Genomic DNA, 11,626 nt, shown 5'->3' on the forward strand with positions numbered 1-11,626 from the left:
CTGCTTTACGCACCGTTTATCTCCCCGGGTTTGCTAATTGCCTGCCTCATAACGAGCGGTTAAGGTAAAGAACACTCTGCAAAATATAAGATTGGTTCATCCCGATCGTAAGACGGTGCGGAAATGAATTCGGCAGTCCGTCTATAACAAAATGCCTGGAGGCAAAGCATGGAGATGTTGTCTGGCGCGGAAATGGTCGTGCGGTCGCTGATCGATCAGGGCGTAAAGCAAGTGTTCGGCTACCCTGGCGGCGCGGTCCTGGATATTTATGATGCGCTGCATACGGTAGGGGGCATTGACCATGTTCTGGTACGTCACGAGCAGGCGGCTGTACACATGGCCGACGGTCTGGCGCGTGCGACGGGTGAAGTGGGCGTGGTCTTAGTCACGTCCGGCCCCGGCGCGACAAACGCCATTACCGGTATTGCAACGGCGTATATGGACTCTATCCCGCTGGTGATCCTCTCCGGGCAGGTAGCAACCTCGCTGATTGGCTACGATGCTTTTCAGGAGTGTGACATGGTCGGGATTTCCCGTCCCGTTGTGAAGCACAGTTTTCTGGTCAAGCAAACCGAAGACATTCCCGGCGTACTGAAAAAAGCCTTCTGGCTGGCAGCAAGCGGGCGCCCGGGACCGGTGGTGGTCGATCTGCCTAAAGACATTCTGAACCCGGCAAACAAGCTGCCGTACGTCTGGCCTGACTCGGTGAGCATGCGTTCTTACAATCCGACAACGCAGGGGCATAAAGGACAGATCAAGCGGGCGTTGCAAACGCTTCTGGCAGCCAAAAAACCGGTCGTCTATGTCGGCGGCGGGGCGATCAACGCAGCCTGTGAAGCCCAGCTTCGTGAGCTGGTTGAAAAACTCAACCTTCCTGTGGCGTCGTCGCTGATGGGGCTGGGGGCGTTTCCCGCCACTCACCGCCAGGCGCTCGGCATGCTGGGTATGCACGGTACCTATGAAGCCAACATGACGATGCATCACTCCGATGTGATCTTTGCCGTCGGCGTGCGTTTTGACGATCGTACCACCAACAATCTGGCGAAGTATTGCCCGAACGCCACCGTGTTGCACATTGATATCGATCCGACGTCCATTTCAAAAACGGTGTCGGCTGATGTGCCAATCGTCGGTGATGCTCGTCAGGTTCTGGAACAGATGCTGGATCTGCTGACCCAGGAGAACGCGACCCAGCCGCTGGATGAGATCCGCGACTGGTGGCAGCAGATTGAACAGTGGCGAGCGCGTCAGTGCCTGAAATATGACACGCAAAGCGAAAACATTAAGCCGCAGGCGGTCATCGAAGCGGTGTGGCGACTGACGAAAGGTGAGGCGTATGTAACCTCAGACGTGGGCCAACACCAGATGTTTGCCGCCCTGTATTACCCGTTTGATAAACCGCGTCACTGGATCAACTCGGGTGGCTTAGGCACCATGGGCTTCGGTCTGCCTGCCGCGCTGGGCGTGAAGCTGGCTCTGCCGAATGAAACCGTCGTCTGCGTGACCGGAGACGGCAGTATTCAGATGAACATTCAGGAGCTGTCTACCGCACTGCAGTATGAGCTGCCGGTTCTTGTGCTGAATCTGAATAACGGCTATCTCGGCATGGTGAAGCAGTGGCAGGATATGATTTACTCTGGCCGTCATTCGCAGTCCTATATGCAATCGCTGCCGGATTTTGTTCGTCTTGCTGAAGCTTATGGCCATGTTGGGATGCGAGTGACCGATCCGGCCGAGCTGGAAACGAAGCTCGCACAAGCGCTTGAGCACGTTAAAAACAACCGCCTCGTCTTTATGGATGTGATTGTTGATGGAACCGAACACGTTTATCCGATGCATATTCGGGGGGGCGGTATGGATGAAATGTGGTTAAGCAAAACGGAGAGAACCTGATATGCGCCGGATATTATCGGTTTTACTGGAAAACGAGTCTGGCGCACTGTCGCGCGTCATTGGTCTTTTTGCGCAGCGCGGTTATAACATTGAAAGCCTGACCGTCGCGCCGACGGAGGATCCCACGCTGTCGCGCATGACGATTCAAACCGTTGGCGACGCCAAAGTGCTTGAACAGATTGAAAAACAGCTGCATAAGCTGGTTGATGTGCTGCGCGTGAGCGAGCTGGGGCAGGGGGCCTACGTTGAACGTGAGGTCATGCTGGTGAAAATCCAGGCCAGCGGCTACGGGCGTGAAGAAGTTAAACGCAATGCGGATATTTTCCGCGGACAGATTATCGACGTCACACCTTCTCTTTATACAGTTCAGCTGGTCGGGACGAGTGACAAGCTGGATGCTTTCCTGACGTCCGTGCGGGATGTGGCAAAAATTGTTGAAGTCGCAAGATCGGGTGTCGTGGGTCTGTCACGCGGCGAGAAAATCATGCGTTAGTTGTCAAAAAGGTTCGCCTCTTTCTGCCCGGTCACCAAAGCCGGGCTTTTTTTTGCGTAATCAGCCGACAACGCAGATAAAAGCGGTTGCCGCGAAGGCTTTTCTGCGTTTAGATGTTAAAAGATTTAACCATAACCTTGACAGGGCCATGGACTCTTTTCTTTTTTTAAGGGGCAATTGTGAAACTGGATGAAATCGCCCGGCTAGCCGGCGTGTCACGAACAACGGCCAGCTATGTGATTAACGGTAAAGCAAAGCAGTACCGTGTCAGCGACAAGACCGTTGAAAAAGTTATGGCGGTGGTTCGTGAACATAACTACCATCCGAATGCTGTCGCAGCCGGTCTGCGCGCCGGGCGCACCCGCTCTATTGGTCTGGTGATCCCGGACCTGGAAAACACCAGCTATACCCGTATCGCCAACTATCTTGAACGTCAGGCGCGCCAGCGTGGCTATCAGCTGCTGATTGCCTGCTCGGAAGATCAGCCTGATAACGAGATGCGCTGCATTGAGCACCTGCTCCAGCGCCAGGTGGATGCCATTATTGTTTCGACCTCCTTACCGCCAGAACATCCGTTCTACCAGCGTTGGGCGAACGACCCGTTCCCAATCGTGGCGCTGGATCGCGCGCTCGATCGTGAACATTTCACCAGCGTAGTGGGTGCGGATCAGGATGATGCCGAAATGCTGGCCGCAGAGCTGCGGACATTCCCGGCGGAAACGGTGCTGTATCTTGGCGCGTTGCCCGAGCTTTCGGTGAGCTTCCTGCGCGAGCAGGGATTCAGAACCGCCTGGAAAGACGATCCGCGCGAGGTTCACTACCTCTATGCCAACAGCTACGAACGTGAAGCCGCCGCGCAGCTGTTCGAGAAATGGCTGGAAACCCACCCGATGCCTCAGGCGCTTTTCACGACCTCGTTTGCGCTCTTGCAGGGCGTCATGGATGTCACCTTACGCCGTGAAGGTAAACTCCCCTCCGACCTGGCGATTGCCACGTTCGGGGATAACGAGCTGCTCGACTTCCTTCAGTGTCCGGTGCTGGCGGTTGCACAGCGTCACCGTGACGTGGCTGAACGCGTGCTGGAGATTGTGCTGGCGAGTCTGGATGAACCCCGCAAACCAAAGCCGGGCCTGACGCGTATCAAACGTAATCTCTACCATCGCGGAATTTTAAGCCGCCAAAAATGAAATGACTGGGGCGGCGAAATCTGCCCCATTTTGCTGCGATAATTCGTGCGGATAATTCCCGGAGAGAAATTAGGATAATTCTTGTGAGATCATAATCGCCTATTTTTCTTAATTCATTTTGGCTTTTAAATTGTTCTTTAAAGAACATCTCAGCGATTTTAAACGGTATTCTTTGTATTATTTTGTTACAAAGCCTCTTCGGTCGATGAATATTCAGACGTTTTTTCCTCTTCCTTTGCCAGCTTACGTGCTAACCACTGCGCTTACCGTGTGCTAGGGTGAATCTGGCGCTGTCATCCCCTGAGAATCTGTCATAAAATGCTGCCCGCGTCGCAAACTGACACTTTATATTTATCTGCGATGATATTGAGTGAGCCTTAACGCTAGTGTGCATATTCGGTTTTTTTCTTACAAATATTCATAACGTTAATTTTGCCTCGCCAGTTGTGCAGTTATTAACCAGGACTGTTTAACTCTGTAAATAGAGGGCTTTCGAGTCCTTATACGGAGAGTCCTGGCTTGACAAGCTTTTCCCTCGCTCCGTAAACTCCTTTAGGTGGGAATTTGTGGGTTAAAGTGGTGAGGAGGGGTGAGACTGGCATGTTCCGTGGAGCAACGTTAGTCAATCTCGACAGCAAAGGGCGTTTATCGGTACCAACCCGATACCGCGACCAGCTGATTGAGAACGCTGCGGGTCAAATGGTTTGCACCATTGACATTAACTCCCCCTGCCTGCTGCTTTACCCCTTACCTGAATGGGAAATTATTGAGCAAAAGCTGTCGCGACTGTCGAGCATGAACCCGCAGGAGCGCCGCGTGCAGCGGCTGTTATTGGGACATGCCAGTGAATGTCAGATGGATAACGCAGGGCGATTACTGATTGCCCCTGTGTTGCGGCAACATGCCGGTCTGACAAAAGAAGTGATGCTGGTCGGGCAGTTCAACAAGTTTGAACTGTGGGATGAAACGACCTGGTATCAACAGGTCAAGGAAGATATCGACGCTGAGCAGTCTGATTCCGCGACATTATCGGAACGACTGCAGGACTTGTCTCTATAAATATGATGGAAAATTATAAACATAAAACGGTGTTACTGGACGAGGCCGTTAACGGCCTGAATATTCGTCCGGATGGCATCTACATTGATGGCACATTTGGTCGCGGTGGCCACTCGCGTTTGATCCTCTCCCAGCTGGGTGAGGAGGGACGTCTGCTGGCAATCGATCGCGATCCGCAGGCAATTGCCGTTGCACAGACCATCAATGACCCACGCTTTTCCATCGTGCATGGACCTTTCTCTGCGCTCGCGGACTATGTGGCTGAGCGCGGCCTGACGGGCAAGATCGACGGGATTCTTCTCGATCTTGGCGTCTCTTCACCCCAACTCGACGACGCTGAGCGCGGTTTCTCCTTTATGCGAGATGGTCCGCTGGACATGCGGATGGACCCGACGCGCGGACAATCCGCCGCCGAGTGGCTACAGACCGCTGACGAAGCCGATATTGCATGGGTCATTAAAACGTTTGGCGAAGAGCGCTTTGGCAAACGTATTGCGCGCGCCATTGTTGAGCGCAACCGCATTGAGCCAATGACCCGCACCAAAGAGTTGGCCGAGGTGATCGCGGCAGCGACCCCAGTGAAGGATAAGCACAAACATCCCGCGACCCGTACCTTCCAGGCGGTTCGCATCTGGGTAAACAGTGAACTGGAGGAAATAGAGCTGGCGCTAAAAAGCTCGCTCGACGTGCTTGCCCCGGGTGGGCGGTTATCCATCATCAGCTTCCATTCGCTGGAAGACCGTATTGTGAAACGCTTTATGCGTGAACAAAGCCGCGGTCCACAGGTGCCAGCGGGGCTGCCGATGACTGAAGAACAACTCAGGAAGCTGGGTGGCCGTCAGTTGCGAGCATTAGGCAAGTTGATGCCGGGCGAAGAAGAAGTGGCAGAGAATCCACGCGCCCGTAGTTCAGTGCTGCGTGTTGCAGAGAGGACGAACGCATGATCGGCAGAGTGACAGAGACCCTAAGCAAAGTTAAGGATTCGTTAGGAAGCAACGAGCGCCATGCCTTGCCTGGCGTGATCGGCGACGATCTTTTGCGGTTTGGGAAACTGCCACTCTGTCTGTTCATTTGCATCATTGTCACGGCAGTAACGGTGGTGACGACAGCCCACCATACACGTTTATTGACTGCGCAACGCGAGCAGATGGTACTGGAACGCGATGCGCTGGATATTGAATGGCGAAATCTGATCCTTGAAGAAAACGCGCTCGGCGATCACAGCCGGGTTGAACGGATCGCAACGGAAAAGCTGCAGCTGCAGCATGTTGATCCTTCACAGGAAAATATCGTAGTACAAAAATAAGGGAAAACGCGACGCATGAAAGCAGCGGCAAAAACGCTAAAACCAAAACGTCAGGAAGAACAGGCCAACTTTATCAGTTGGCGTTTTGCGTTGCTTTGCGGCTGCATTTTACTGGCGCTGGGTTTTCTGCTGGGCCGCGTGGCCTGGCTGCAGATCGTCGCCCCTGACATGCTGGTACGCCAGGGCGATATGCGCTCTCTGCGCGTTCAGGAGGTCTCCACGTCCCGCGGGATGATCACCGACCGCTCCGGTCGTCCGCTGGCGGTGAGCGTACCGGTGAAGGCTATCTGGGCCGATCCGAAAGAGCTGCACGACGCCGGTGGCATTACCCTTGATAACCGCTGGAAAGCGCTGGCTGATGCGCTGAAAATGCCGCTGGATCAGCTGGCCTCCCGCGTTAACGCGAACCCGAAAGGGCGTTTTATCTATCTGGCGCGTCAGGTTAACCCTGACATGGCCGACTACATTCGCAAACTGAAGCTTCCGGGCATTCATCTGCGTGAAGAATCCCGTCGTTACTATCCCTCCGGCGAAGTAACCGCTCACCTCATTGGCTTCACCAACGTCGACAGCCAGGGGATTGAGGGCGTTGAAAAAAGCTTCGATAAGTGGCTCACCGGTCAGCCGGGCGAGCGAATCGTGCGTAAGGACCGCTACGGGCGCGTCATCGAAGATATCTCTTCCACGGACAGTCAGGCAGCGCACAACCTGGCCCTCAGTATCGACGAGCGCCTGCAGGCGCTGGTCTACCGCGAGCTGAACAACGCCGTGGCGTTCAACAAGGCGGAGTCAGGCAGCGCCGTGCTGGTGGATGTCAGCACCGGTGAAGTGCTGGCGATGGCCAACAGTCCGTCCTACAACCCGAACAACTTTACCGGCACCGCAAAAGATGCCATGCGTAACCGGGCGATTACCGACGTGTTCGAACCTGGTTCCACGGTGAAGCCGATGGTGGTGATGACCGCGCTCCAGCGCGGCATCGTCAATGAAAACACGGTTCTGAACACCATCCCATACCGTATTAACGGCCACGAGATAAAAGACGTGGCGCGCTACAGCGAATTGACCCTGACCGGGGTGTTACAGAAGTCGAGTAACGTCGGTGTTTCAAAGCTGGCGTTAGCGATGCCGTCCTCAGCGTTAGTAGAGACTTACTCACGTTTTGGACTGGGAAAGGCGACCAATTTGGGGTTGGTCGGAGAACGCAGTGGCTTATATCCTCAAAAACAACGGTGGTCTGACATAGAGAGGGCCACCTTCTCTTTCGGCTACGGGCTAATGGTAACCCCGTTACAGTTAGCGCGAGTCTACGCAACGATTGGCAGCTATGGCGTTTATCGCCCGCTGTCGATTACCAAAGTTGATCCACCGGTGCCGGGCGAGCGTATCTTCCCGGAATCCATCGTTCGTACCGTAGTGCACATGATGGAAAGCGTGGCGCTGCCGGGCGGCGGCGGCGTGAAGGCGGCGATTAAAGGCTATCGTATCGCCATTAAAACCGGTACTGCGAAAAAAGTGGGGCCAGACGGCCGCTACATCAACAAATACATTGCCTATACCGCAGGCGTTGCGCCTGCAAGCAATCCGCGTTTTGCGCTGGTGGTCGTGATAAATGATCCACAGGCGGGTAAATACTACGGCGGCGCCGTCTCCGCGCCTGTGTTCGGGGCCATCATGGGCGGCGTGTTACGCACCATGAACATTGAACCGGATGCGCTGGCGACGGGCGAAAAAAGTGAATTTGTAATTAATCAAGGCGAGGGTACAGGTGGCAGATCGTAATTTGCGCGACCTTCTCGCTCCGTGGGTGCCAAATGCACCGGAGCGAGCACTGCGAGAGATGGTACTGGACAGCCGCGTGGCTGCGTCTGGCGATCTTTTTGTGGCGGTGGTCGGTCATCAGGCGGACGGGCGTCGTTATATCCCGCAGGCGATTGCGCAAGGTGTGGCTGCCATTATTGCTGAGGCTAAAGATGAGGCAACCGACGGTGAGATCCGTGAAATGCACGGCGTGCCGGTCATCTATCTCAGCCAGTTAAACGAACGTCTTTCCGCACTGGCGGGGCGTTTTTATCACGAACCTTCCGACCAGCTGCGCCTGGTTGGCGTAACGGGTACGAACGGAAAAACCACCACCACGCAGCTGATGGCGCAGTGGGCTCAGCTGCTGGGTGAAACCGGCGCGGTGATGGGGACCGTGGGTAACGGTCTGCTGGGCAAAGTGAGCCCGACGGAAAACACCACCGGCTCCGCGGTTGACGTACAGCACGTGCTTGCCGGGCTGGCAGGGCAGGGCGCAACCTTTGCCGCGATGGAGGTCTCTTCGCACGGTCTGGTACAGCACCGCGTCGCGGCGCTGAAATTTGCCGCCTCCGTGTTTACCAACCTTAGCCGCGATCATCTTGATTATCATGGTGATATGGAGCACTACGAAGCCGCGAAATGGCTGCTCTATTCCACTCACCACTGTGGTCAGTCGATCATCAATGCCGACGATGAAGTCGGCCGCCGCTGGCTGACGAAGCTGCCGGATGCGGTTGCCGTATCGATGGAAGACCATATCAATCCGAACTGCCACGGCCGCTGGCTGAAGGCGGTTGAGGTGAATTATCACGATAGCGGAGCGACCATCCGCTTTGCCTCTTCCTGGGGCGAAGGCGAAATTGAAAGCCGCCTGATGGGTGCGTTTAACGTCAGCAACCTGCTGCTGGCGCTGGCAACGCTGCTGGCGCTGGGTTACCCGATGGCTGAACTGCTGAAAACCGCCGCGCGTCTGCAGCCAGTTTGTGGCCGTATGGAAGTGTTTAGCGCGCCGGGCAAACCGACCGTTGTGGTTGATTATGCCCACACGCCGGATGCGCTGGAAAAAGCGCTGGAAGCGGCGCGTCTGCACTGTACCGGTAAGCTCTGGTGCGTGTTTGGTTGCGGCGGCGATCGTGACAAAGGCAAACGCCCGTTGATGGGCGCTATTGCGGAACAGTTCGCAGATATTCCGGTTGTCACCGATGACAACCCACGTACGGAAGAGCCGCGCGCCATCATTAACGACATTCTGGCGGGCATGCTGGATGCGGGCCGCGCGCGCGTCGTGGAAGGCCGGGCGGAAGCCGTGACGAACGCCATCATGCAGGCCCAGGAGAATGATGTTGTTCTGCTGGCGGGTAAAGGCCATGAAGATTATCAGATCGTTGGCAACCGCCGTCTGGATTACTCCGATCGCGTAACGGCAGCTCGCCTGCTGGGAGTCGTCGCATGATTAGCCTCTCGTTAAGCCAGGCCGCTGCGGTACTGCACGGCGACCTGCACGGGCAAGACCTGACCATTGATGCTGTGACGACGGACACCCGCAAAGTCACCGCTGGCTGTCTGTTCGTAGCGCTGAAAGGCGAGCGTTTTGACGCGCATGATTTTGCTGAACAGGCCAAAGAGAACGGCGCCGGTGCGCTGCTGGTCAGCCGCAAGCTTGATATCGATCTGCCGCAGGTTGTGGTGAAAGATACGCGTCTCGCGTTCGGCGAGCTGGCGGCCTGGGTTCGTCAGCAGGTGCCGGCTCGCGTCGTCGCCCTGACCGGATCCTCAGGCAAAACGTCAGTGAAAGAGATGACGGCGGCGATCCTCAGCCAGTGCGGCAATACGCTTTATACCGCGGGCAACCTCAATAATGACATCGGCGTGCCGATGACATTGCTTCGCCTGACCAAAGAGCACGACTATGCGGTGATCGAGTTAGGTGCAAACCACCAGGGTGAAATCGCCTGGACCGTGAGCCTGACGCGCCCGGAAGCAGCGCTGGTGAATAACCTCGCGGCTGCGCACCTGGAAGGCTTTGGATCGCTGGAAGGCGTGGCGAAAGCGAAAGGCGAGATTTACACCGGCCTGCCGGAAAACGGTATCGCCATTCTGAACGCCGATAACAACGACTGGCTGAACTGGCAGAGCATCATTGGTGCGCGTAAAACCTGGCGCTTCTCGCCGAATGCGGCCAACAGTGATTTTACAGCGACCAATATCCATGTGACGTCGCACGGCACCGAGTTCACCCTCACCACCCCAACGGGTGGCGTGGAGGTGCTGCTGCCGCTGCCGGGTCGCCATAACATCGCCAATGCCCTTGCGGCGGCGGCGCTGGCAACGGCGGTGGGCGCTTCACATGAGGCGATCAAAGCCGGGCTGGTGAACCTGAAAGCCGTGCCGGGTCGTCTGTTCCCAATCCAGTTGGCGGAAAACAAACTGCTGCTGGATGACTCCTATAACGCGAACGTTGGCTCGATGACGGCGGCGGTGCAGGTGTTATCTGAAATGCCTGGCTACCGCATCATGGTGGTTGGCGACATGGCAGAGCTGGGCGACGAAAGCGAAGCCTGTCATACCCAGGTCGGTGAAGCGGCGAAAGCGGCGGGGCTGGACTGTGTACTGAGCGCAGGAAAACTGAGCCAGGCGATTAGCCAGGCCAGCGGCGTTGGCGAGCATTTTGACGATAAAGCCGCGTTGATTGAGCGCCTTAAGGCATTAATGACAGAAAAACAAATTGTGACAGTGTTAGTGAAAGGTTCACGTAGTGCCGCCATGGAAGAGGTTGTGCACGCATTACAGGAGAACGGGACATGTTAGTTTGGCTGGCCGAACATTTGGTCAAATATTACTCAGGCTTTAACGTCTTTTCCTATCTGACGTTTCGCGCCATCGTCAGCCTGCTGACTGCGCTGTTCATCTCGTTGTGGATGGGCCCGCGCATGATTGCCCGTCTGCAAAAGCTCTCTTTCGGCCAGGTTGTGCGTAACGACGGCCCGGAATCGCACTTCAGCAAGCGCGGTACCCCGACCATGGGCGGGATCATGATCCTGACTGCCATCGTCGTTTCCGTACTGCTGTGGGCGTACCCGTCCAACCCGTACGTCTGGTGTGTGCTGACGGTTCTGGTGGGTTACGGGATCATTGGTTTCGTCGATGATTACCGCAAAGTCGTCCGTAAAGACACTAAAGGCCTGATTGCCCGCTGGAAGTACTTCTGGATGTCGGTGATCGCGCTGGGCGTGGCCTTCGCGCTGTATCTTGCCGGGAAAGACACGCCAGCGACCGAGCTGGTCGTGCCGTTCTTTAAAGACGTGATGCCGCAGTTGGGGCTGTTCTACATCCTGCTGGCGTACTTTGTGATTGTCGGCACCGGTAACGCCGTTAACCTGACCGACGGTCTGGATGGCCTGGCCATTATGCCAACCGTCTTTGTCGCCGCCGGTTTTGCGCTGGTGGCATGGGCGACCGGTAACATGAACTTTGCGAACTACCTGCACATCCCTTATCTGCGCCACGCGGGTGAGCTGGTGATCGTCTGTACGGCGATTGTCGGCGCGGGGCTTGGCTTCCTGTGGTTCAACACCTATCCGGCTCAGGTCTTTATGGGTGACGTCGGTTCACTGGCGTTAGGCGGCGCGCTGGGCATTATTGCCGTGCTGCTGCGTCAGGAGTTCCTGCTGGTGATCATGGGCGGCGTGTTTGTGGTTGAGACGCTGTCGGTGATTTTGCAGGTCGGCTCCTTTAAGCTGCGCGGACAGCGCATCTTCCGTATGGCGCCGATTCACCACCACTATGAACTGAAAGGCTGGCCGGAGCCGCGCGTCATTGTGCGCTTCTGGATTATTTCGCTGATGCTGGTGCTGATTGGCCTGGCAACGCTGAAGGTACGTTAAT

At 55.9% G+C, this 11,626-nt stretch carries 10 protein-coding genes; all 10 read left to right on the plus strand.

Annotated elements, in window-relative coordinates:
• Window positions 1–168: 168 nt before the first annotated feature.
• The 10 genes from ilvI to mraY all read left to right on the plus strand — a co-directional run bounded on the left by ilvI (window position 169) and on the right by mraY (window position 11,625).
• A complete protein-coding gene (ilvI, locus tag ACMGGU_RS01755) occupies window positions 169–1,893 on the plus strand; it encodes an acetolactate synthase 3 large subunit (RefSeq protein ID WP_045907791.1) in 1,725 nt (574 codons plus the stop codon).
• Window position 1,894: 1 nt separating this feature from the next.
• Window positions 1,895–2,386, plus strand: coding sequence for an acetolactate synthase small subunit (gene ilvN, locus ACMGGU_RS01760; RefSeq protein WP_045907792.1), 492 nt, complete (start codon window positions 1,895–1,897; stop codon window positions 2,384–2,386).
• A 179-nt stretch (window positions 2,387–2,565) separates the two neighbouring features.
• Window positions 2,566–3,573: a catabolite repressor/activator gene (gene cra, locus ACMGGU_RS01765; RefSeq protein ID WP_008501993.1), complete on the plus strand. Its 1,008-nt coding sequence runs from the start codon at window positions 2,566–2,568 to the stop codon at window positions 3,571–3,573.
• A gap of 600 nt (window positions 3,574–4,173) precedes the next feature.
• Complete coding sequence (gene mraZ, locus ACMGGU_RS01770; RefSeq protein ID WP_021240528.1) at window positions 4,174–4,632, plus strand: division/cell wall cluster transcriptional repressor MraZ; 459 nt, start codon at window positions 4,174–4,176, stop codon at window positions 4,630–4,632.
• Window positions 4,633–4,634: 2 nt separating this feature from the next.
• Window positions 4,635–5,576 (plus strand): 16S rRNA (cytosine(1402)-N(4))-methyltransferase RsmH, encoded by a 942-nt coding sequence (gene rsmH / locus ACMGGU_RS01775; RefSeq protein ID WP_021240527.1) that lies wholly within the window; start codon window positions 4,635–4,637, stop codon window positions 5,574–5,576.
• Entirely contained in the window at window positions 5,573–5,938 is a 366-nt protein-coding gene (gene ftsL, locus ACMGGU_RS01780) for a cell division protein FtsL (RefSeq protein ID WP_008501989.1), read from the plus strand. The genes rsmH and ftsL overlap by 4 nt, the downstream gene beginning before the upstream one ends.
• A 15-nt stretch (window positions 5,939–5,953) precedes the next feature.
• Complete coding sequence (locus ACMGGU_RS01785; protein WP_045907793.1) at window positions 5,954–7,720, plus strand: peptidoglycan glycosyltransferase FtsI; 1,767 nt, start codon at window positions 5,954–5,956, stop codon at window positions 7,718–7,720.
• Window positions 7,707–9,194, plus strand: coding sequence for a UDP-N-acetylmuramoyl-L-alanyl-D-glutamate--2,6-diaminopimelate ligase (gene murE, locus ACMGGU_RS01790; protein ID WP_420300206.1), 1,488 nt, complete (start codon window positions 7,707–7,709; stop codon window positions 9,192–9,194). Before ACMGGU_RS01785 ends, murE begins: the two co-directional genes overlap by 14 nt.
• On the plus strand, window positions 9,191–10,549 hold the full coding sequence (murF, locus tag ACMGGU_RS01795; protein ID WP_420300207.1) for a UDP-N-acetylmuramoyl-tripeptide--D-alanyl-D-alanine ligase: 1,359 nt from the start codon (window positions 9,191–9,193) through the stop codon (window positions 10,547–10,549). Before murE ends, murF begins: the two co-directional genes overlap by 4 nt.
• The gene (gene mraY / locus ACMGGU_RS01800; protein WP_008501985.1) at window positions 10,543–11,625 is read left to right on the plus strand and encodes a phospho-N-acetylmuramoyl-pentapeptide-transferase; all 1,083 of its coding nucleotides are present in this window, start codon (window positions 10,543–10,545) and stop codon (window positions 11,623–11,625) included. Before murF ends, mraY begins: the two co-directional genes overlap by 7 nt.
• Window position 11,626: the final 1 nt, after the last annotated feature.

It is taken from the genome of Enterobacter sp. BNK-8, assembly GCF_048685095.1.
GTDB classification, from domain to species: Bacteria; Pseudomonadota; Gammaproteobacteria; order Enterobacterales; family Enterobacteriaceae; genus Enterobacter; species Enterobacter quasiroggenkampii.

Bases quoted from the DNA above. Each gene is read 5' to 3' on its own strand.
- ilvI (WP_045907791.1), top strand. From the start codon at position 169: ATGGAGATGTTGTCTGGCGCGGAAATGGTCGTGCGGTCGCTGATCGAT.
- ilvN (WP_045907792.1), top strand. From the start codon at position 1,895: ATGCGCCGGATATTATCGGTTTTACTGGAAAACGAGTCTGGCGCACTG.
- mraZ (WP_021240528.1), top strand. From the start codon at position 4,174: ATGTTCCGTGGAGCAACGTTAGTCAATCTCGACAGCAAAGGGCGTTTA.
- rsmH (WP_021240527.1), top strand. From the start codon at position 4,635: ATGATGGAAAATTATAAACATAAAACGGTGTTACTGGACGAGGCCGTT.
- ftsL (WP_008501989.1), top strand. From the start codon at position 5,573: ATGATCGGCAGAGTGACAGAGACCCTAAGCAAAGTTAAGGATTCGTTA.
- ACMGGU_RS01785 (WP_045907793.1), top strand. From the start codon at position 5,954: ATGAAAGCAGCGGCAAAAACGCTAAAACCAAAACGTCAGGAAGAACAG.
- murF (WP_420300207.1), top strand. From the start codon at position 9,191: ATGATTAGCCTCTCGTTAAGCCAGGCCGCTGCGGTACTGCACGGCGAC.
- mraY (WP_008501985.1), top strand. From the start codon at position 10,543: ATGTTAGTTTGGCTGGCCGAACATTTGGTCAAATATTACTCAGGCTTT.